This window comes from Nostoc sp. (genome assembly GCF_036917815.1).
Classification (GTDB): Bacteria; Cyanobacteriota; Cyanobacteriia; order Cyanobacteriales; family Nostocaceae; genus Nostoc.
In genome coordinates this window covers 46,422-67,462 of record NZ_JBALEK010000014.1, presented here as the reverse complement: position 1 = coordinate 67,462, position 21,041 = coordinate 46,422, and the positions used below count along the sequence as shown (strand labels likewise).

The 21,041-nt window shown below is 43.4% G+C and carries 17 protein-coding genes and 2 pseudogenes; 11 read left to right on the top strand and 8 right to left on the bottom strand.

The window, feature by feature from the left end:
• The first annotated feature begins 97 nt into the window (after positions 1-97).
• The 5 genes and pseudogenes from V7K97_RS04265 to V7K97_RS04245 all read left to right on the top strand — a co-directional run.
• Positions 98-1,321 (top strand): type II secretion system F family protein, encoded by a 1,224-nt coding sequence (locus V7K97_RS04265; RefSeq protein ID WP_334799446.1) that lies wholly within the window; start codon positions 98-100, stop codon positions 1,319-1,321.
• Between the two features lie 132 nt (positions 1,322-1,453).
• A complete protein-coding gene (locus V7K97_RS04260) occupies positions 1,454-2,014 on the top strand; it encodes a hypothetical protein (RefSeq protein WP_334799445.1) in 561 nt (186 codons plus the stop codon).
• A 523-nt stretch (positions 2,015-2,537) separates the two neighbouring features.
• Entirely contained in the window at positions 2,538-3,599 is a 1,062-nt protein-coding gene (locus tag V7K97_RS04255; protein WP_334799444.1) for a serine/threonine-protein kinase, read from the top strand.
• Positions 3,600-4,037: 438 nt separating this feature from the next.
• Positions 4,038-6,095, top strand: coding sequence for a serine/threonine-protein kinase (locus tag V7K97_RS04250; protein WP_334799443.1), 2,058 nt, complete (start codon positions 4,038-4,040; stop codon positions 6,093-6,095).
• A 92-nt stretch (positions 6,096-6,187) separates the two neighbouring features.
• Positions 6,188-6,361, top strand: a pseudogene (locus V7K97_RS04245) (Uma2 family endonuclease); the annotation flags it as partial.
• Positions 6,362-6,578: 217 nt separating this feature from the next.
• Here V7K97_RS04245 and V7K97_RS04240 read toward each other — a convergent pair.
• The 6 genes from V7K97_RS04240 to V7K97_RS04215 form a co-directional block, all read right to left on the bottom strand.
• Positions 6,579-7,892, bottom strand: coding sequence for a TldD/PmbA family protein (locus V7K97_RS04240; RefSeq protein ID WP_334799442.1), 1,314 nt, complete (start codon positions 7,890-7,892; stop codon positions 6,579-6,581).
• Positions 7,893-8,267: 375 nt separating this feature from the next.
• Positions 8,268-8,420: a hypothetical protein gene (locus V7K97_RS04235; protein WP_334799441.1), complete on the bottom strand. Its 153-nt coding sequence runs from the start codon at positions 8,418-8,420 to the stop codon at positions 8,268-8,270.
• A gap of 48 nt (positions 8,421-8,468) precedes the next feature.
• Positions 8,469-9,329 carry a Tab2/Atab2 family RNA-binding protein gene (locus tag V7K97_RS04230; RefSeq protein ID WP_334799440.1) on the bottom strand — a complete coding sequence of 287 codons (861 nt, stop codon included), beginning with the start codon at positions 9,327-9,329 and terminating at the stop codon, positions 8,469-8,471.
• Positions 9,330-9,623: 294 nt separating this feature from the next.
• Positions 9,624-9,929 carry a hypothetical protein gene (locus V7K97_RS04225; protein ID WP_334799439.1) on the bottom strand — a complete coding sequence of 102 codons (306 nt, stop codon included), beginning with the start codon at positions 9,927-9,929 and terminating at the stop codon, positions 9,624-9,626.
• Positions 9,930-10,075: 146 nt separating this feature from the next.
• On the bottom strand, positions 10,076-10,723 hold the full coding sequence (locus tag V7K97_RS04220) for an HAD-IA family hydrolase (protein ID WP_334799438.1): 648 nt from the start codon (positions 10,721-10,723) through the stop codon (positions 10,076-10,078).
• Positions 10,724-10,876: 153 nt separating this feature from the next.
• Positions 10,877-12,070 carry an NAD(P)/FAD-dependent oxidoreductase gene (locus tag V7K97_RS04215; RefSeq protein ID WP_334799437.1) on the bottom strand — a complete coding sequence of 398 codons (1,194 nt, stop codon included), beginning with the start codon at positions 12,068-12,070 and terminating at the stop codon, positions 10,877-10,879.
• Positions 12,071-12,359: 289 nt separating this feature from the next.
• Here V7K97_RS04215 and V7K97_RS04210 point away from each other — a divergent pair.
• The 3 genes and pseudogenes from V7K97_RS04210 to V7K97_RS04200 all read left to right on the top strand — a co-directional run.
• Positions 12,360-12,602, top strand: a pseudogene (locus V7K97_RS04210) (RNA-guided endonuclease TnpB family protein); the annotation flags it as partial.
• Positions 12,603-12,782: 180 nt separating this feature from the next.
• Positions 12,783-13,406 (top strand): 4Fe-4S single cluster domain-containing protein, encoded by a 624-nt coding sequence (locus tag V7K97_RS04205; RefSeq protein ID WP_334799436.1) that lies wholly within the window; start codon positions 12,783-12,785, stop codon positions 13,404-13,406.
• A gap of 119 nt (positions 13,407-13,525) precedes the next feature.
• A complete protein-coding gene (locus V7K97_RS04200; protein ID WP_334799435.1) occupies positions 13,526-14,593 on the top strand; it encodes a FecCD family ABC transporter permease in 1,068 nt (355 codons plus the stop codon).
• Between the two features lie 181 nt (positions 14,594-14,774).
• Here the strand turns inward: V7K97_RS04200 and V7K97_RS04195 are convergent, their stop codons facing one another.
• The gene (locus tag V7K97_RS04195) at positions 14,775-15,095 is read right to left on the bottom strand and encodes a DMT family transporter (protein WP_334799434.1); all 321 of its coding nucleotides are present in this window, start codon (positions 15,093-15,095) and stop codon (positions 14,775-14,777) included.
• 203 nt (positions 15,096-15,298) lie between these two features.
• Between V7K97_RS04195 and V7K97_RS04190 the strand changes: the two genes are divergently transcribed.
• The 3 genes from V7K97_RS04190 to V7K97_RS04180 all read left to right on the top strand — a co-directional run bounded on the left by V7K97_RS04190 (position 15,299) and on the right by V7K97_RS04180 (position 18,696).
• The gene (locus V7K97_RS04190) at positions 15,299-16,477 is read left to right on the top strand and encodes a GNAT family N-acetyltransferase (RefSeq protein ID WP_334799433.1); all 1,179 of its coding nucleotides are present in this window, start codon (positions 15,299-15,301) and stop codon (positions 16,475-16,477) included.
• Between the two features lie 212 nt (positions 16,478-16,689).
• Positions 16,690-16,836, top strand: a complete 147-nt coding sequence (locus V7K97_RS04185; protein ID WP_334799432.1) for a hypothetical protein — start codon at positions 16,690-16,692, stop codon at positions 16,834-16,836.
• A 537-nt stretch (positions 16,837-17,373) separates the two neighbouring features.
• Positions 17,374-18,696 carry a serine hydrolase gene (locus V7K97_RS04180; RefSeq protein ID WP_334799431.1) on the top strand — a complete coding sequence of 441 codons (1,323 nt, stop codon included), beginning with the start codon at positions 17,374-17,376 and terminating at the stop codon, positions 18,694-18,696.
• 85 nt (positions 18,697-18,781) lie between these two features.
• Here the strand turns inward: V7K97_RS04180 and V7K97_RS04175 are convergent, their stop codons facing one another.
• Complete coding sequence (locus V7K97_RS04175; RefSeq protein WP_334799430.1) at positions 18,782-20,911, bottom strand: cytochrome-c peroxidase; 2,130 nt, start codon at positions 20,909-20,911, stop codon at positions 18,782-18,784.
• Positions 20,912-21,041 lie beyond the last annotated feature (130 nt).

The window sequence follows — 21,041 nt, the reverse complement described above, 5'->3', positions numbered from 1 at the left end:
AATTCAAAATTCAAAATTAAAGAATTTATTTCTGCCTCCTGCCTCCTCTTTCCCAATGCCCCATGCCCAATAAATAACGATTATTTTGAATTTATTTATGCCAAACTTCGTTGCCCGTGTTCGGGATTCGCAAGGAAAATCCCGAACAGAAAAAATTGTTGCTGAATCCTTGTCACAAGCTCGGACTAATCTCAGAGAACAAGGTCTTGTAATCCAAGAACTCAAGCAATCTCAAGGATTTCAGCTAGATGTTGCCTTCAAAAATTTCCAGAATTCCTTAGTTAAGGTTTCTGTGAAAGACAAAGCCGTTTTTTCGCGTCAATTTGCCGTTTTGATGAATGCGGGAGTTGCGATCGTTAGAAGTCTGGGGGTACTTTCTGAACAGTGTAGTAATACTAAACTGAAACAAGCTCTTGTGGAGATTAGCACCGATGTTCAAAGCGGAATGAATCTTTCAGAAGCAATGCGGAAGCATCCTGACTGTTTTGATGGATTATATGTGAGTATGATTCAAGCTGGCGAAGTTGGTGGTGTTTTAGACGAAGTATTGAATCGTTTAGCTAAGTTGTTAGAAGATGTTGCCCGGTTACAAAACCAAATTAAATCAGCAATGTCTTATCCAACGGTTGTGGGTTTTATCGCAGTTTCGATCTTTCTCGGCATGACTATTTTTCTTATTCCGATTTTTGCCACGATTTTTGTGCAAATTGGAATCTCATTACCACCTCTAACGCAATTCTTGATGGATGCTAGTAAATTTTTGAGAAGTCCGAGTGCTTTCATCCTTCTCGGTGCTCTGATCGGACTAAAATTTGCCTATGGTAAATACGCTCAAACTCCTGTTGGCCGCATCACAATTGATCGTCTTTCCCTCAAGATGCCATTATTTGGTGACTTAATTCAAAAATCTTCAGTTGCCCGCTTTAGCCGGACTTTTGGTTCTTTGACTCGTTCAGGTGTACCAATTTTAACTTGCTTAGAAATTGTCCGAGATACATCAGGAAACCAAGTAATTGCCAATGCCATAGATGCAGCCCGCATGGAGATTCAACAAGGGGGCATGATTAGCATTGCTTTGCAAAAAGATGCCGTTTTTCCAGCTATGGCAATTCAGATGATTAGTATTGGTGAAGAAACTGGAGAATTAGATGGAATGTTGATGAAAGTTGCTGATTTCTATGAAGATGAAGTTGAGCAAGCAGTAAAAGCAATGACCAGTATTTTAGAACCAGTGATGATTGTAGTTCTAGGGGGAATGGTTGGAACCATTTTGTTAGCAATGTATCTGCCGATGTTTGCGGTATTTGAAAAGTTGGGATAGAGGATTAATCGTTAGGAGTTATAAGTTAAAGATTTTAATTCCTAAGTTTTAACTCCTAAATGATTAACTTTATTCTTAACTCCTGTAGAGACGCGATTAATCGCGTCTCTACTCCTCACTATTTAATAAATTATGAATGTGCAAAAATCTCACTACGAAGCGAGTTTGGCAGAGTACAGCAATCATCTAGCTGCGATCGCCTTACTAAAACAACACCGCCCATACTTAGAGATGATTCCCAGTCTGCGCCGTCCAGATGAAAGTGTCATCACTATACCTTTACCAATCGTCCGTCTTCGCAACACTGCTACTACAGCCCCACAAACGATTTGCTTACCCTGTGATGTGGCAATTTTGATGTGCGATCCAGAGTGGAAAATCAAAACTGGAGCCGAAATTTTAGTTTTTATTCATCGCGCTCACGAAGACTTTTCTGATTTATTAGGACGTTGGCGACAAACCCAAGTTTATCTAGACAATGATTATGAGTGGTTGATGCCTCTTCGCCACAGTCATATTTTGAGTGAGGGAGCCAATACTATATATCCTCTGTTTGTCGTTTTTAGTGAAACTTTAGAACGCATCCCAAGAGGACTTGTGGGAGCCGAACTCCCATTTATTATGCAAACACCAGATTCGCTGCTTGAGGAAAATTTCATAGATATTTTCTCTCCACAAGTTCCACCAGCTTAGAAAAAGTGAGGAATTAAGGTACTGACAAAAAATAAATAATCCATCTTGTGGGGTGGGCATCTTGCCATTGGTGTCAAGTTAACGTAGAAGCCAGTCTAGAACTAGCTTTTAGAGGTTGTCTCGTTCCCAGTCAGAGACTGGGAATGCCCGTCGTTGAGGCTCCGCCTCAAGACTTGCGGCAGAGCCGCAATTGATCTGCATTTCCAGCCAGAGGCTGGAAACGAGGTTTTAAAGGGGTTTTCTCTTAAGTTGACACTAATGGCATCTTGCCCACCCTGAATATTGGACGGGTGAGGACACGCGTAGCTTGCTTACACTACAAGGATATTTTAAGGTTTTTATATTACTTAACATAGTTTGATTTATTGTTCCCCACTTACTTAGTTATACAAAAATTTATTTTTGCTTTTTGAATTTTTAACAGAAGAGTAATGATGATTTGGTAAAGACCCAGTAGTTTTACTGTTGACAATAAATAATTGTCGTAGAATTAGAGACATTTCAGAGCAGATATTTTATACTAATGGATCGCTTTTCTCAGAAAATAACGAATTCTCAAGAGAGCATTTCACAGCAAACTCAACTTGGTCAGATGTGTGGTTCTAAACGGCTATTTCGCGATCGCTATGAAATACTGCAAGTTTTGGGACGAGGTGGTTTTGGTATCACGTTTTTAGCCAAAAATGCCGTATTACCTGGGAATCCCCTGTGTGTGATTAAACAACTTTCTCCAAAAGTGACTAATCCTCAAAGTTGGCAAAGGGCGTGTACGCGCTTTGAAAAAGAAGCACGAATTTTGGGACAACTCGGTAGTCATTCGCAAATTCCCATGCTCTTAGACTACTTTCAGGCCAATGGGGAGTTTTTTTTAATTCAAGAATACGTGCCGGGTTTGACTTTGGCACGAGAAATGCGGCAAACTGGCCCCAAAAGTGAAGCCTCAGTTAAACAGTTTTTGCAGGAATTATTACCTGTATTACAGTATCTTCATAAACATAATGTGATTCATCGAGATATTAAGCCCCAAAATTTATTGCGGTGTGAGTATGACGGACGGGTAGTGTTGATTGATTTTGGTGCGGTGAAAGAGCAATTAGTTAAGGTTTGTGAAAAGTCAATCAATCAAGCTGCAAATACCAACTTTATCGGGACTAGGGGATTTGCACCACCAGAACAGTTTTCTCTACGTCCAGTTTATGCCAGTGATATTTATGCACTGGGTGTAACTTGTATTTTTATGTTGACTGCTAAAAGTCCTTTAGAATTTGAGTACGACGCGAATACTGGTGAAATATGTTGGCGAAAAGAGGTAAATATCAGCAACAATTTTGCCCAGATTTTAGGAAAAATGGTGAAAATTACCTTAGAGGATCGATTTAAGACTGCCGATGAAGTGATGAAAGCTTTAAGTTATCAAAGCTATTCGCCTACTTTGGCTAACTGTCTAACTACCCAAAAATTAAATAATAAAAGTATTACACAATACGGAATTTCTCCCGAAACTCCTGATGTATATATGCCACCTATAGCCAGAACTGCTAGTGCCATTCGGAAATGGAGGGAAAGGTTCAAGGAAACTAGGTAGTAAAGTTAAATTGAAGCCTTTTTTACCTAAAGTATCAAATGAATAATTAATCAGGGACTATTGATAATAGCCAAAACAAATTTAGTACGAAATTTAACTATATTTGATAGTCAGTGATGATTAATTAATCAGGGTTTATCTTCAATACTTAGTCAGTTATCGCTTGCCAAGATACAAGCAAAATTACTAGGTTTAACACTTCTAAAAAATATTTCTATTCAGATTATTATATAATCGATAGAATAATTAATCTTATGGCTCTCGTAGTTTTCCACAGATGAGGAAGACTGACCACTATTTACAAACGCTAACTATATAAGTAATTCCCCAATCCCCAGAGCAGGGTTTTCTACCACCAGTAAGCGAGAGTCAATTTTCTTAAGGGAAAGTTCGGGGCAAACTTAGCCTAAGTTGTCATGCAGTCGCGCCTGTCAGATCATGATCTGCTGCTTAAATCCCGATTGCTCAAATCCCCTGAATCCCAATGGAAAGAAGTTTTGTCAAAGTTGTAGCACCCCACTGGTGTCACTTTTAAGAAATCGCTTCCGTGTCATCCGAGTCCTTTCAGATGAGGGGGGATTTGGCAGAACCTATCTATCAGAAGATGTCGATAAACTCAATGAGCGTTGCGTTATCAAGCAATTAGCTCCAAAATTCCAAGGGACTTGGTCGCAAAAAAAAGCGATGGAGTTGTTTGCTGAAGAAGCGCAACGACTACAAGACCTTGGGGAACATCCCCAAATTCCGACTTTGATCGCTTACTTTGAGCAAGACGGCTGCCTATATTTGGTGCAGCAGTTTATTAATGGGGAAAATTTGTTAAAGGAGTTGCAACAGCGCAAGACTTATAACCCTAGGGAAATTCAATCTCTTTTGCTAGATTTACTGCCCATTTTGAAATTTATCCACGATCGCAAAGTCATTCATCGAGATATCAAGCCAGAAAATATTATCCGCAATAAAGGTGATGGGCGATTAAGCTTAATTGATTTTGGCTCCTCCAAGCAATTCACCGCCAAAGTTCAGCAGAAATCTGGCACATCTATTGGTTCACATGGTTATTCGCCCCTAGAACAGATTAGAGATGGTAAAGCTTTCCCCGCCAGTGACTTGTTCGGTTTGGGGGCTACCTGCTTTCATCTGCTAACGGGAAATTCGCCCTTTCAGTTGTGGATGGAATCTGGGTATGCTTGGGTGAATAATTGGCGCGCATATTTGCGGAGTCCATTAAATCCTGAGTTGGATTTTGTCATCGACAAGCTTTTGAAAAAAGATATCCATGAACGTTACCAGTCAGCCGATGAAGTTCTCAGAGACTTGACTCCAAAACAACTCCTCGCATTACCACCAGCCGGTAAGTCATCTGGGAAAATACCACCAACTAAAGCGCCATATTTACCAAAAAGTTATCCCTTACTGAGAATTTTAGTCTTGGTAAGTGCTTTTATTCTGTTGTTCGGATTCCAAGAATCTTGGTATAAACATTTTCGCCGGATTCAAACCAGTTTAGTCTCTAGGCTGAGTCAGCATAATAATTCGGGCAAAAATGAGGCACTTTTAGGTCAACCACTAAAGATTACTTTGGGTAAGGTTTCCTTAGCTAATACCCTTCAAGGACAGGAAAACTCAGTTTTATCTATCGCCATCAGCCCCGATGGTAAAACCATAGCCAGCAGTGGCGACAATGGCACAATCCAACTTTGGAATCTCGCAACTGGAAAACCAATCTCTTCACTCAACGGGCATTCTCAGCAGGTGAATGTCGTAGCAATCAGCCCAGATGGAAAACTTCTGGTTAGTGCCAGTGATGACAACACGATTAAAATCTGGAATCTGGGAACGCGAAAAAAAATTCGCACTCTTACAGGGCATTCTGATTCAGTTCATGCCCTGGCCATCAGTGCTGATAGCGAGACTCTGGTTAGTGCTAGTGATGACAACACGATCAAAATCTGGGATTTGGCAACAGGAGAGCTAATTCGGACACTGCTAGGGCATACATTTTGGGTGCGATCTGTGGCCATTAGCCCCGATGGGGTGATTCTTGCTAGTGGGAGTTTTGACAAGACAATCAAAATCTGGAATCTGACAAAAGGCTACTCAATCCGCACACTAGAAGGAAATTCTCAAACAGTAACAGCCGTGGCTATTAGCCCAGATGGTAAAACTTTAGCCAGTGCTAGCCGCGATGTCTCCGACGGGCGTAGCCGCGGCACCATCAAACTTTGGGATCTACATACTGGCAGGGAAATTCGCACACTGACGGGACATGGCAACACTGTGACATCGGTAGCCTTCAGTGCCGATGGTAAAATGATTGCTAGTGGTAGCCGCGATCGCACTATTAAACTGTGGAATATAGCCACAGGTGAGGAAATTCTGACATTGGCGGGACACACCAACACCGTGACATCCGTCGCCTTCAGTCCTGATGACAAAACCCTTGTCAGTGGTAGTGAAGATAATACTATTAAGATTTGGCAGTTGTCTCAGTGAAATCCAAAATCTAAAATCCCAAATTGCCATGAGTGCTTTAACTTTACAGTTCCCTCCGGCGCTGAAATTGACAGACGAAGAGTTTGAACAAGAACGGTTTGCGTCTAGGTTGGTTGATTAATCCTAAAAATAGGCAAGTCGAAATTTATCGCTGTAACCAAGCAGTGGAAGTTTTACAATCTCCCCTAAATCTATCAGGTGAGGATGTACTGCCGGGGAGTGTCAATAGATTTAGACCCAATATTTCGATAATATTATCCAAATAGAATTCAGGAGTCAGGAGTCAGAATTCAGAATGAATTACGACTGGCGAATAGCGCAGCGTAAAGCCTTCTCTACGAGACGCTGCGCGAACGGCATGGCTTCTCTACGAGAGTCCGCGTACCCCCACGGGGAAGCAAGCTACGTGCATCGCTTCGTAGAAAGCGTCTTGATTCAGAATTCAGAATTCTGACTCCTGAATTCTGACTCCTGAATTCTTCTTCAATTGCTTCTCCCTGTGGTGGATAGCCCTTCTACGATCAGAGATGGAGTATAACAAGAACCATTCCAATCACCATCGTTGCCGAGTGTAACCAATTGCTTGAGGGCTGTGTAGACATTACCAGCAACCATCGTATCCTTAACGCGGCCAATTACGTGACCATTTTGGACGCGGTAGCCTAAATCAACGTTGATTGAAAAATCTCCAGAAATACTGCCGCCACCACCCAGCATTTGATCCACAATCAAGCCATTATCTAGTTGTTGAATTAAATCTGGTAGCGATGCCGAACCGGGCTGAATGAGAAAATTAAATAAACCAGGAGTAGGATAGCTGCCTAAACCAGGGCGAAAACCATTTCCAGTGGTATCAGTACCGAGTTCGCGTCCGGTGGTGCGATCGCCATAAAAATGTTGTAAAATCCCGTTTTGGATAAATACTAAAAATTGAGTCGGAGTCCCTTCATCATCAAAAGGACAACTGTAAGGGCCGGCTTCGGGATCTTGGTAGAGAGTCAGGTTGGGTGAAATTACTGCCTTACCCAAGCGTTCTGCCCAAGGGGAAGCTACTTCTAAGACTCGCTTGCCATTCAATGCTGCTTGCACAGTACCCCAAAGCATATCGGCAGCTTTAGAAGTGAACAAAACCGGGATACGCCCAGTTGGGGGTGAGACATTTTCTCTCGCCCAAATTAACCTCTGTAAAATTTGATTAGCTAATCTCTCCGGGTGAAGTTCGCCCCGCTGAGTTTGTCCATCGGAAACATTCAAAAAATCATCGCCGCGCACCCATTCTGCTGATATGTAGCAATTGAGGGTAGTGTCGGTGTAGTGACAATCTAAACCTTTGGTATTGACTAGTCTAGTGGTTTCAATATCACATTCCCAGTCACCATTGCATACAACATCTGGATAGGCATCACGGATAAGTGCGATCGCTTCCTTACCCCAATTTACCAAAACCTCTATCTGCACACTTTCCCCTAAATCTGGGAAAGAGGGCTGAAAGTTAGAGGCTAATTCGACTGTTTCCGGTTGATTAAGTTGACTCAGTGCTAGAGCTTTTTCCACCATTACTTCGGCTGTGACAGAACCGTAAGCCACCGTGAGTCCTGGTTGCCCATTTCGCCAAAGCCTTAGTGCTGTGCCTTCAGATTGACTGGTTTCTAGCTGTTTGAGTCGGTTGGCCTCAAAAAACACTGGACGAGAAAGCGATCGCGACTGATACACCTCAGCAGCTTCTGCTCCAGATTTTATAGCTAGTTCCAGCAGTTGTTCTGCTAGTGTATCTTGTGACAAATTTTCAGAACCCATGACCCTTATGAATTGTGGATTTTGAACCGCATATCAACGCTGTCTTTTGAAAGTCTGAGCGCCAAAAGCCGACGTTGGCGCAGCCCGCCCTAGGCATCAGACTTTCCTTTGATGGACGCAGATAACTATCCAAAAATCATCAGCGTGTTTCGGCAGTTACGATTTGAAACCGCAGATCAACGCTGATGGACGCAGTTAATTATCCCAAATCATCGCCATATCTCAACGGATCTAGTCATTGGTCATTAGTCGAATGGCACTAAGTTACAGCAGTTTTCATGTATTTGAACCACATCTATCGTAGGGGCACAGCAATGCTGTGCCCCTACCGCATGGTCTATTTACCTGAAAACAGCTTCCTCACTGGTTCCCAGCCTAGAGGCTGGGAACCCATTCTGGGAGGGCTGCCGCCTCCAGTGGCTTGACCAGAGGCAGCAGCCCATTCAGAATTCGTTCCCAGCCTCTAGGCTGGGAACAAGGCGACACAAGCCTTTGGGGTTTTCTTAGTGCCATTCGGTCATTAGTCATTGATCATTGGTTATTCTCCACCTATGCCCCATGCCCCATGCCCAATTTTCAAAGATTCACCTCTTGCAACAGCCAAAAACCAGCAAAAGATTCTGCTTTGGGATCAGACTGTACACCGATAAAATGCACTCCATTAGCTTTTTGCTTGGCTTCTTCAAAACCTTTCGCTTCTGCTAAAATTTGAGGCTTTTTGATATTTGCCACAATCCAGCTTTCAGTTACACCAGTTTCTAAAAGCAATCTCGCCTCTTCGCTGGTGTCAAATCTCAAGAAAGCCAACTCCAAACCAGACATCCAGCCTGCTAAAGGCAACGCTCTAGGTGAGAAAATTAAAATCCCAGGAATACGGGCTTTGGGTGACACTTGCGCCAACTCTAGGGGGAAAGCTTCACCAAAGTCAATTTCCCAGTCTGGCATTTCTGCTAAATCCGCAGCATCTAAGGTAACAAATACCCACTGCTGTCCTTCCAAAGCATCTGGTAAACGTTGCGGCAAAGGTTTCTCCAACCGGACTGAAGGATTAGTCCCCCCTTGATACCCTGATTCTTGAGGATACACTTCTTCCATACGCTGTGCTAACCATTGGTTAAGAACCAAAGTGCGGCGGCTAGGCTGGGCGGGAATACTCAAGTCTTGGCAGGCTTTAGTAATCATATTGTTCATTTGCCGGCGGAAAAAGCGGATTTTAATTGGTGCTTTTCCAGCTTGGTTAATAGCCTCCTGCAACGCTGTCCGCAACCAGCCCGAATTTACCTGGGTACTGGGACAATATTGAGCATAACGAAACAAAGAATCTGCTTTTGTGTCGATATCCAAAGGGCTTTCGCAGACTAAGACTTCCCAAATTTTTTTCTGATTAGCGTCCAAAATCGGACGGGAGTAAAAATCGATTTCCCAAATACTGCCCATGTTTTGCGGTAAAAATCTGGCTGTTATGTTTTCTTGATATGTTGATCATACGAGTGTTGGGGCGCATTGGGGATTGGGGATTAGGGATTGCTTATTCTCTTCATCTCCCTCATCTCTCCATACCCCATACCCCATGCCTATTTTTTAGCAAACAGGCTTGTCATGGGCTTGACTCCTTGAGCCGTATCGCCCGCCAGATTTAGGTATTCGTAGATCCCGAAAGCATCCTCGGTGGTTCGCAACAGTGAGTAATGATTGTAGGGTGTTTTATCCACTACACCCCGTGAACCGTGGTTAGTAATTACAATGGTTGCAATGTGACCTCTGATTGATTATTGGTGCATTGGAATTGCCAATAATCTGCTCGGAGGACTTGTTTTCTTCAATAATGACAAAAATGTGTTCGTATTTCGGGATTGGTTTATCTTCTTTTGTTGGGACGGAAGCTACTACTGGTGTATTTTGATTTGCGATCGCTTGTGGGGTGGATTCTGTCTTTGTGACTACTTGAGACTTTGGCGAACAAGCGATCGCACCGAAGTTTAAACTAAGTAAACAAAGTCCAAAAATAATTTTTTTAGGCGTTTGGCGTGCTGACATAACTACTATGAATTGTTAGTATTATCAGCTTTCGAGTATATGCTGCGTTTTCAGATTCTAGAAAAAATGGCGTAGGCGTAGCCCAACCCAGGCATCACATCTATAATTGAGGCGCTATAAAAAATAGCGATGTCAAAGTATCTCCCTCATTTTCCTCGGTTGATCCAAACGCCTCTGATTCCAGCTGCTTTAGCTCCGTTATAGTCTTCTATAATGCTATCACCAATATGCCATGCTGCCTCTGGGGAACATTGATGTTTATCTAAGGCGATAGCAAAAATTTGAGGATCGGGTTTAGCTGCACGTACCTGGGTAGAAATGGTGACGGAGGTAAAAAAGTCTCTCAATCCCAAACTTTGCAATACTGAGTAAATCCGGGAATCGAAATTGGACAGCACCCCCAAAGTAACTCCCAATCGCCGCCAGTTGATTAAAGCTGGTAAGACATCGGGATAGACAAACCACGGTTCGCCAGTGCCAAAGTGGATATAAAGTTCGCTAAAAAAAGCCGAAAAGTCAGAAAATTCCCTGAGAACACCTGCATTTTCAAAAGTGTTCAGAGCAATTATCCGCCACCAATCAAACTCGCGCTGAGGAATGTCTTGCAGTTCTGCATCTGGAAATATCGGCGGCGGAGCGGCTTTAAAGCTTTTGATGAAGGCTGTATTCAATGTTTCGGCTGAAACCGTAACGCCAAATTCTTGGGCTATCTGACTATAAACTTCACCCACACTACCTTTGACATCGAAGAGTGTACCCACAGCATCTAAAAAAATAACTTTCGGTTGTTCCATCAAAGTTTGAAAATTTTGAATGTTGAATTTTAGATTTTGGCTTGTAAGAGAGTTTGTGTGGGTAGAGTCTACCATCTGCTAAGTAGCTTGCCATAAATAAAGCAAATTATGGTATATGTCTTAATTTTTTACCAATGCCCAATGCCCATTAAGTTACCGAGAAAGTGTTTCTATGATCGGACGGACTAGCCAATTAAAACCAACTTTCAGCTGATGGTCTAAAGTTGGCAACCTATATAAATAGGCAATACGACGGGCGACGGATGCCAAAGGACCATCTAGTTTAATTCCCAAACCAGTGAGAGTGGCGTTGTCTATTCCGAGTGCCATCATTTCTCCTAACTGTTGGTAGCGGAAGGGAAGGAGGGGGCGATTAGTCAGAGTTGCCCAGATATTCCAAGCAGTATAATCAGCTTGTTGAAAAGCCGCTTGTGCAGTGGCAGGGACTTGCTGCCCTTCAATATCATGACAGTCTGCTAAATCGCCCAAGGCAAAGATTTCTGGATGATCGATGACTTGCAGATTGGATGTAATACTGATTTGACCACGCTGATTTTGTTTGAGAGCAAGAGATTTCACTACGGGCGCAACCCTAGTTCCCACAGTCCAAATTACCAAATCTACGGGAATTGTGTCTAACTGGCTTTTGTACTCTAGGGAAATGGAATTTTGCTCTATTGATTCCACTTTGGTTTCTAAATCAACAAACACACGACGGGCTTCTATTGCTTTCTTTGCTGCTTCGCGGTTAAACTCTGGGGAAGTTCGCAAAATTTGGTCAGCAATTTCAACGATGCGAAAGCGTCCTCTTTCTCCTAGTCTGTCGGCTAACTTACAGGCTAACTCGACACCACTGTAGCCGGCGCCAACGATCGCTACCCGAATTTTATCAGCATCCGATTCTTCTAAAAATCGCAGCCGTTCTTCCAGCCGATAGGCATCAGAGATGGTGCGGAATGAGTAAGCGTAGGCTGTTGCACCAGGTACTAAATCTAGCGGTGTCTCCCCTCCTAGCGCCAGCACTAATCGGTCATAAGGGATTTGGGGACCTTCATGTATATTTACCCGTTGCTGGTCGATGTCAATTCCCGACACAACCCCTTGATAAAAACGTACCCCAGTGCCTTGTAAAAGTTCTTCAAAGGGTGGGGCAATTTCCCAGGTTTGTAGTTCGCCAGTGAGTAATTCGTAAAGTAAAGGGGAGAATAGGAAGCGATCGCTTTGATCTACTAGAACAATTTCGGGTTTTTGCGTCGATTCCCAAGGTAATTGGCTTAACCGCAGGGCTGTGTAGAGTCCACCAAAGCCTCCGCCAAGGATACAAATTCTAGAAGTTTGTTGAGTCATCTATTCTATCTATGGGAGAGTCAATACTAGTTCGGCAACTAACTTTAGTCTAGTAAGTTAAAGCGGACTTTTCCAAACCCCCCAAAGTTTATCGGAAATCTCCGAAAAACCCCGTCGCTTCAGCGCGGGGCTGGATAGGAGGCAAAGGGACGATTCCACCTGCCACTAGATGCAAAAGCGCAGCTAGCAGGCGATGGCGGGTGGATGAGGAGATGAGCAAATTCCTTGTTCTACCCATTACTGCCCTCCATAGTTGCAGCTAAAATTTTAGCATAAGCAGCCAAATCCAATGCTAATTTTCGAGTTCAAAGCCTACGCTAAATCAGTCCAGTTTGTCGCTATTGACGAAGCAATTCGTGCTACTCAGTTCATTCGGAATAAGTGCATCCGCTACTGGATGGACAACCCGAAAGTCTCTAAGTATGACTTGAACAAACAATGCGCCATTCTTGCGGCTGAGTTTCCGTTTGCTAACAATTTGAATTCTCTGGCTCGTCAGTCTGCTGCTGAACCTGCATGGTCGGCAATCTCTGCGCCCGACGTAGAAAACGCTCAGGGAGATTCAACCCCTACTGTCGCTGGTGCAAACCTGTGATGGCAAGATGGGTCGCTGAACTGAGAATCCTCTGGCCTAAAGGCCAGAGGAGTGTCAAATAATTGGAGATTCGCTATAGTTAACGGTTAACAGGCAAGGCTAAAAGGAGTTAAAGAGATGGAAATTAAGCCAACTGACCCATCGCTAGCACTCATGGAAATTCCACCTGGCTATCTCAACATTATGGGTTACGTTGATCAGTCAGAAGTTAATGGTCCTGGTTGTCGTGCAGTCGTCTGGGTACAAGGTTGTCTTCGGGAGTGTCCTGGCTGCTTTAATACTAACTCGTGGTCATTTGAGGCTAACCAATTGATTGCTATTGATACCCTTGCCGAGAATATTCTCAGTAATACCCGCAATATGGGTGTAACGTTCTCTGGTGGAGAACCCTTTTGGCAAGCAACTGCACTGGCATCTTTAGCTCGAAAGGTAAAAGCTGTTGGGTTAAATGTAATGTCTTTTACTGGCTTCACTCTTAAGCAGCTACAGTCTCAATCGGCGCCGCCAGGTTCTCAAGAATTGTTAGAACAACTCGATATCCTGATTGACGGGCCTTTTGTAGAATCTTTGGCAATTAACTCTCCCAACTCTCCAGTCTCTTCTAGTAATCAACGGGTTCGTGTTTTAAACCCGGCTTTCCAAGACCAAATTACTTGGGCTAGCGATCAGATAGAAGTCCACATCCTCAAGGATGGTGGGCGCATTGTCACTGGCTATCAAGGTGGGCTGGAGTTGACGTAGTGGGGTATTGGGCATGGGGCATGGGGCATAGGGTAGAAAAAGTTAAAACTTAAAAGTTGAGCCTCTGAAGCTCAACTTTTATCTCTCCTCTCTCTTACTCAATGAATGCCCAATGCCCAATGCATCTGTGTTTGAGACGGACTATATTGAAAAAAAATACATATCTAAATTTGACTAAACCATTTCAAACAATTTTTAGTGAACACCGGGTATTTTGGGCTGTTTTACTCCTTGGTACAGCACTGGTGGTAACGCTAGCACTGTCGCTGTCTCAAGGAGCAGTACCTTTAAATATGTCGGAATTTTGGCAAGCCATTCTCCGCAAAGGCGATCCAGTTAAACAGACAATTCTCTGGGATTTGCGTCTCCCACGCATTACTGCTGCTCTCATTGTCGGCGCAGCCTTGGGAATGTCAGGAGCGCTGCTGCAAGGAATGTTACGCAATAGTCTTGCCGATCCATTTATTTTGGGTATTTCAGCAGGTGCAGGATTAATTGTGATTATGATGATCGTATGGCAAATATTCCCGATCGCAATTCCTCTCGCAGCGTGGATGGGTGCAATTTTGACTTCCGCGATCGTGATTTTGCTCGCTCGTGCGGGGTCGGGAATTTCGGTTGAGCGGTTGATTTTAGGTGGAGTGGCGATAAGTTCTTTATTTGGTGCTGTACAAAGTACATTGCTGCTTTTAGCTGAAGACGGTCAAATTCAAATTGCCCTCAGTTGGCTGGTTGGTAGTCTCAATGGACGGGGATGGCAAGAAATTGCTACGGCTGGCCCTTACATTATTGTTGCATTGATCGGGGGATGTTTGCTGGCGCGATCGGTAAATGTGCTGGCTTTGGGAGATGATTTGGCTGTGGGTTTAGGGGTTTCGTTGACGCGATCGCGCTTATTAATTGGTGGTGTCGCCACTCTATTAGCCGCAGGTGCAGTCAGCATCGGTGGCTTGATTGGATTTGTTGGTCTTGTTGTCCCTCACGGTGTCCGCCTGATCGTTGGTACAGATCATCGCTTTGTTTTACCACTTTCCGCCCTGGCCGGTGCATGCTTACTGACTTTTGCAGATTTACTCTCTAGACTAGGAGCAGTAGAACTACCAGTCGGTTCCGTTACCGCCTTGCTGGGTTCACCTCTGTTTATTTGGTTACTTTATCGTCGTTCTGCTGGGTTTAATAAATTTTGAGCTATTGATAAAGAATTCTGACTCCTGACTCCTCCTTCATTGAAAGCGACGAGGCATTGGGCATTGGGCATTGGTAACTTCTTCCCCATGATGCCACTTGCTATATGCCGGGGAACCCGTTCACCGCAGTATGCCCCATTCCCCATGCCCAAAAACTCCACCCACAAGGAGATGGAGTTTTTTATTGACTCGCATTTATCCCAATTACCCCAATGATTATTAAGGCAATCGAGAAAAGTTTGATGAATGTGGCAGATTCACGAAACCAGATAATACCAATGATAGCGATTAGGATAGTTCCCAATCCAGCCCAGACAGAATAAGCCACACTCACTTCAAGTCTCTTGAGAGCAAAGGTCAAAAAAGTAAAACAAAGTCCATAGAAGACAAATATTAATACCGAAGGAACTATTTTAGTAAATCCCTCGGATAATTTCATGCAAGTTGTACCTGAAACCTCAAAGAGGATTGCGAGGATGAGGTAAATCCAACTTATTGACATATTTTTTGTAAGTGGTTTGTTAAGAGCAATAAAGGGGTGGCGCACCAGGCGCTATAAGTGGAAGAAACAGTCCTGAAGCTAACAGATTAAATTTTGAACATATAATTTCAAAATCCAAAATTTGAAATCTAAAATCCCGTGAAGCATTGGGGCAACGTCTGCTGTAGCATGATTGTGGTTTTATCTTACTAATGGTATGAAAGATGACCACTCAATTTGAATACAGCACTCTTGCCCATCCACAGGATATTCAGCAGTTTGGGTATATCCTTGAGCAGTGTTTTATCAGCGCACTTAGTGGCGAGAAAGTTTACATCAACCTCATTGGTGTCGAAAATTTCCGTATTATTCGCGGATTGGAGCAATTAGTTGGTGGATTGGCAACTCTCGATATGGGTCAGTGGTGGGGTAGTGTGTGTGTACCAATGACAGGAATTGCGGCAGTGGGCATTGCTCCAGAATATCGCGGTTCGGGAGCTGCGATCGCTCTCATGCAACACACCCTCAAAGAACTTTATGCCAGAGGAGTTCCAATTTCCGCTCTTTATCCAGCCGTTCAAAGTTTGTACCGAAAAGTCGGGTATGAGCAGGGCGGTAGCTGGTGTATTTGGGAAGTTGCTACCAGGAATATCCAGGTGCGGGAGCAACCCCTAGCTTTAGAACCAATAGTAAACATCAATCATCAAGTATTTCATGAACTATATCAGCAACAGGCGAGACTAACGCAGGGATATTTAGACCGACATCCAGCAATCTGGGAGCGTTTAATCCAACCAGATGAGAAGGAAACAGTCTATGCCTATTTTATTGGCACTAAAGACCAACCTCAAGGCTACATCATCTTCACTCAAGAGCGAACAGAAGATGGTGAAATTCTCTGGGTGAAAGATTGGGTACTCCACACCGTTGCTGCTGCACAAACTTTCTGGTCTTTTCTGGCAAATCATCGCTCCCAAATTCATCGGGTACGATGGAAGAGTTCTGTAATTGATTCCCTGACATTGCTGCTACCTGAACAAACTGCCAAGATATGGCGTGAGAGTCGTTGGCTGCTGCGGGTAATAGATGTAGTCAAGGCATTGGAGATGCGGGGTTATCCATTAGGAATTCAAGCGGAACTGCACTTAGAAATTCAAGATAATTTGCTAACTGAAAATAATGGTAAATTCATTCTTTCTGTTGCCAATGGACGCGGTGAAGTCACAAGAGGTGGAAAGGGTGAGTTGCAGCTAGATATTCGGGAATTGGCACCATTGTATACAAGTCTATTCACGCCCTACCATTTGCAAATAGCCGGAAAACTCTATGGGATAGAAACAGCTATTTTAGCAGCTACGCAAATATTTGCGGGTGTTTCGCCTTGGATGGCTGATTTTTTTTAACATGGTCATAGGACTTACGCAAAACTACACGCTGTAGGGGCAATTCATGAATTGCCCCTACCTAAAAATCAGGGTTTTAGCTATTGTTTGCGTAAGTCCTGGGTCAGAAAATCCTAGTTGAAAATTTCTCGCTTGGCGACTCATATAGCAGTTATCGTTTACGTGAGGTACACCCGTAGGGGCACGGCATTGCCCATGAGTGTCAACTTAACGTGAAAGCAAGCCTAGAACCAGCTTTTAGATTGCCTCGTTCCCAGTCTCCGACTGGGAATGCCCGTCGTTGGGGCTGCCGCCTCCCTTACTGGCGGCAGAGCCGCCAGGAGCAGCATTTCCAGCCAGAGGCTAGAAACGAGATTTGAAAAGGGTTTTAGCTTAAGTTGACACCAATGGGCATTGCCGTGCCCCTACACCTCGTGATGTAACGTTGTACTGCATCTGAATGGGAACCGCTATAACACCATTCCTTTGAAACTTTCGGCTACGTGTCAACAGTGTTTATTTTCTCTCTGTACTAAACATAAGGAAGTTCAAGGAAAGTGAAGTACACAAAGATTCGTTTTAAAGCCAGGTATAAAAAAAGCCTGTTTTACTTCTGAATTCTGACTCCTGAATTCAGAATTATGCTGTGAGTTGGAAACATAATTAATCCGACCCTCGTCCTTCCGCTAGATTAACAATTTCTGTTGTTGTCAACTCACATCACAAATAAAAGTGTCAGCGATTTACTTTTAATAAGTAATGATGATTTATCGTGCTTATCTAATCCCAAATATCATCTCAAAAAATAACTCAATGGGATTTATGACTTTTTCTCCGGAAGTTAAGCACAGTCATCAGAAAAGAATCTCAGGTAAAACTGATTAGTTGCTCCATACTTGCACACCCACAATCACAACATGAAATCACATCTACTGGCGATTGGTTTAAGCAGTTTGCTTATAGTCGCAGGACAAGCAAAAGCCTCACAATTGCAGTCTTGGTACTATGATTCTAGCCAAAACCAATTAGACTTAACTACTACTTCGGGAATAGAACCAAAAGCCTTTTTATTAGATAATCCTAGCCGATTGGTGATTGACTTACCTGGAACTAATTTTAATTCTGATAGTGTCAAACAAAGTTTTGGTAAGGTGGTGAAAGAAATTCGCATTGGAAAATCAGACTCTCAAGCCACTCGTATTGTCGTAGAGTTAGCTCCTGGTTATGACGTTACTTCCCAAAATATATCAATTAAAGGAGATTCTCGTTCTCATTGGATTTTCAAATTCAATTCATTTAACCGCCGAAATAATCCCATTGTTGGGGAAAATAGAGAAGATATTGCCATCAAACCCACAGATGCATCTACATTTGCTGGAGTTATAAATCTTGGTCAAGAAATGGTTGGTATTACTTCTCAAATTCGCGGATTATTAGCAAGTTATAAATCATTGAATCCAGGGATATTTTTCTTAGATTTATCTACAGGAAACTATATAGATATTAATGGCGAAAAAAGATTTGCTGCTGCCAGTACAATCAAATTTCCCTTATTAGTGGCTCTTTTCCAAGAAATAGATGCAGGTAGAATTAAACTCACAGATAAATTAGTGATGCGGCGCGATTTAAGGGTTGGTGAATCGGGAATTATGCAATACAAACCCATCGGAACTAAATTTAGCGTCCTACAAACTGCTACCTTGATGATGACAATCAGCGACAATACCGCCACAAATCTGATTCTCGATCGCTTGGGTGGTGCAGCAAAAGTTAGCCAACGTTTTCGGAGTTGGGGATTGCAAAATACAGCACTTCGGAATTTACTTCCAGACATCGCTGGCACAAATACAACTAGTTCTAAAGATTTGGTCAGATTGGCAGCGTTAGTTTCTAATAATCGTTTGTTATCCCCAAATAGCCGCAATCAAGTTTTAGGCATTATGCGCCATGTCAAAACTAATAGTTTACTACCAGCTGGTATCGGTCAAGGAGCTACTATCGCCCACAAAACTGGTACATTGAGGTTTATTATTGGTGATGCGGGTATTATTCAAATGCCCAACGGCAAAAGCTATTTAGCAGGTGTTTTGGTGCAAAGACCAAACTATGATCCCAAAGCTGGGGATTTTGTCCGTGAAGTTTCGAGAAGAGTCTATAATTACCTAGATAATACCAAAGTTAGCAATATAGAACCGATACTTGGCGATGCCTCCGGCGGGCTACGCCTACGCACTCCTTAGTCGAGCCATAGTTGCGATCGCCAAAATAGGAGCGTACAGTTGTACGCTCCTACATATCTATCTCAGGTATTTTTGTGAAATGGGATTAATTCAGGAAATTTGGTCTAGGACTACCACCATTGCTACCAACAGCAGGAATTTCCAGGAAGCTATCTGTAGCTTTGCCAGTACCATCATCGGTAACGTGTGTAGAGTCACCCGGATGTCCATTGGGGACAAACAGTTGCGGGTGGTCAAAAGGCGCTCTATTATACCGAACTCGCTCATCAGTCAATCCCTTTAAAAAGGCGACCAATTCCTGTTTTTCTTCCGGTGAAAGATTGAGTGGGGGAAGAAGTCCAAAATCACCACCCCGATTGTAAAAATCAACCAATTGCTCTAAGGTCGCCTGACCTCCATTGTGGAAGTAGGGAGCAGTAAGTTCCACATTGCGAAGTCCAGGTGCTTTGAAGGCTCCATCTGCAATCACTGCTTCACTGGAATTCAACGGTGGAGCAAGGATGGGGGGGGTTTCGCCAAGGAGAACCTGAAATTTACCCAGTTGAGCCAATCGTGCCTCTGAAAGCGGATTACCTTGACCGTTACCCTGTAAACCGTCATTACCACCCAAACTGGGGTCGTCTGTAGGAGGTCTGACACCGATATTGAAGAAACCAGTGTCTTCAGGGGATTGTGGTGGGAACGGCGCACGTCTGATTCGTCCGTTTTGAGTCACGCTGCTCACTGAAGCAGATGTTAATTCTAATCCAGTGTGGCAACCAATGCAGCCACCTTTGCCCTCAAAGAGTCCTTTTCCACGTTGCTGCTGCTGAGTTAGGGCGGTGGTGTTTCCTTCTAAGAAGCGATCGTAGGGCGTATCGTTGGCAATGAGTGTAGACTCGTACAACTGAATTGCAAGCCCAAAAAATAGCGAGAAGTTGTACTCCATCAATGTATACTCATCAGTCTCCAAGGAGCGATCGGGCTTCTTGACAAAAGTTCGTTGACCTTGAGCATCGACTTGGATGAGTCGATTAGACTTCCACCACTCCGACTTGAAGGCATCTTGAATCAGCTGATCGTAGGTTCTATTTTTGAGTCCGGGTTTAGGCCATCTACTATCCTCGCCTAAAACGCTGTCTTGTGGATGCACCACCTGTTCACCTAGCGGTCTGAGAGTAAATAGCTTTTTCCCAAGTTTTCGGGGGAGCTTTTTGCCCTTATTAGTTCGTCCGAACTTATCACCAATTTCTTGAAAGGTGCGACCATTGGCGGACAACTCGGTAGAACTGAGTGGCGGTCCGAGCGCCTGAGAAGCCAAAGACGAATTATTCAGGCTGATTTTGACAAATTCGAGCTTATTTGGGCTTTCGGCTTTGACGACAGAGGCGTTAGGATCTCTTAAACCGAAGGGATTCACCCCATTAAAGATATTTTGTGCCCTTCCGTCCCAGAAGTTGCGGAAGTTGAATGCTGCATTAATTACAGTTGGTGTGTTACGCCCCTGGACGTGGCGCACATTTATGCCACCCACATTAAACACCGGATCTGGCTCGTTTGTTACTTTGTCTTCGGCACTACCGGGTATAACATCAACAAACTCCGTGTTGAAGACCCCCTGAGAGGAAGTGATATCGTTACGGTCAGATACAAGAGTCGTAGGATCATTTGGGTTTGACAGCTTGTGGAAGGGAAAATCTCCCGGCTTGAGCTGGTAGTTTGGTAGTCCGCCTACATTAAAAATTGTATCTGGATTCGCTGTCCCATCGGCATTGATCCGCAAAAGCCCAGGATTGATCTGATTTTTGGATCTATTGTCGGCTCCAGCATGGAAGTGACAACTAGCACAGGAAGTCTTTCCATCGCTCCCAACCTGCATATCCCAAAAAAGAGCCTTTCCTAACTTGATTGCAGCTCGTTTGTCTTTTACGAAGTCTCCAAGATTGCTAGGCTCTGGAATCGATACGCTCTTGAGTGAAACTTGAGGTGATGCCGAAACCTGTGCTGATACAGTATTTCCAGCTATTACTGTTGCCGTAATAATGGCAGCAATTGTTATAGTTCTTGAAAATTTTGATCTCAGGTAGTTAGGCTTGCTATATCTAAATCTCCAATCTTGGCTCTGTATTTTTGTCACCAAAGATTTGAGCAAAAATCGACCTCTTGAGGTCAGTAGCAAGTAGCCTGATAAGCTAGTAATAAATACTACTAAGCTGATTATGGGTATAATCCCCATAGTTTTTTGTAAAAAAATAACATCGAAATAAAGTATACATTTACGATCAAATTTGAAATTTAATATTCATGTAAAGTAATTACGTAATTTACGAATTTTCTATGAACAAAAAAAAAACTCTTCGGATTAC

Coding starts and splice junctions, on each gene's coding strand:
- V7K97_RS04230 (WP_334799440.1), bottom strand. CDS start 9,329: ATGGGCAGTATTTGGGAAATCGATTTTTACTCCCGTCCGATTTTGGAC.
- V7K97_RS04175 (WP_334799430.1), bottom strand. CDS start 20,911: ATGGGGATTATACCCATAATCAGCTTAGTAGTATTTATTACTAGCTTA.
- V7K97_RS04205 (WP_334799436.1), top strand. CDS start 12,783: ATGGAAATTAAGCCAACTGACCCATCGCTAGCACTCATGGAAATTCCA.
- V7K97_RS04255 (WP_334799444.1), top strand. CDS start 2,538: ATGGATCGCTTTTCTCAGAAAATAACGAATTCTCAAGAGAGCATTTCA.
- V7K97_RS04225 (WP_334799439.1), bottom strand. CDS start 9,929: ATGTCAGCACGCCAAACGCCTAAAAAAATTATTTTTGGACTTTGTTTA.
- V7K97_RS04180 (WP_334799431.1), top strand. CDS start 17,374: ATGAAATCACATCTACTGGCGATTGGTTTAAGCAGTTTGCTTATAGTC.
- V7K97_RS04200 (WP_334799435.1), top strand. CDS start 13,526: ATGCATCTGTGTTTGAGACGGACTATATTGAAAAAAAATACATATCTA.
- V7K97_RS04240 (WP_334799442.1), bottom strand. CDS start 7,892: ATGGGTTCTGAAAATTTGTCACAAGATACACTAGCAGAACAACTGCTG.
- V7K97_RS04265 (WP_334799446.1), top strand. CDS start 98: ATGCCAAACTTCGTTGCCCGTGTTCGGGATTCGCAAGGAAAATCCCGA.
- V7K97_RS04235 (WP_334799441.1), bottom strand. CDS start 8,420: ATGACTAATGACCGAATGGCACTAAGAAAACCCCAAAGGCTTGTGTCG.
- V7K97_RS04195 (WP_334799434.1), bottom strand. CDS start 15,095: ATGTCAATAAGTTGGATTTACCTCATCCTCGCAATCCTCTTTGAGGTT.
- V7K97_RS04250 (WP_334799443.1), top strand. CDS start 4,038: ATGATCTGCTGCTTAAATCCCGATTGCTCAAATCCCCTGAATCCCAAT.
- V7K97_RS04215 (WP_334799437.1), bottom strand. CDS start 12,070: ATGACTCAACAAACTTCTAGAATTTGTATCCTTGGCGGAGGCTTTGGT.
- V7K97_RS04220 (WP_334799438.1), bottom strand. CDS start 10,723: ATGGAACAACCGAAAGTTATTTTTTTAGATGCTGTGGGTACACTCTTC.
- V7K97_RS04260 (WP_334799445.1), top strand. CDS start 1,454: ATGAATGTGCAAAAATCTCACTACGAAGCGAGTTTGGCAGAGTACAGC.
- V7K97_RS04190 (WP_334799433.1), top strand. CDS start 15,299: ATGACCACTCAATTTGAATACAGCACTCTTGCCCATCCACAGGATATT.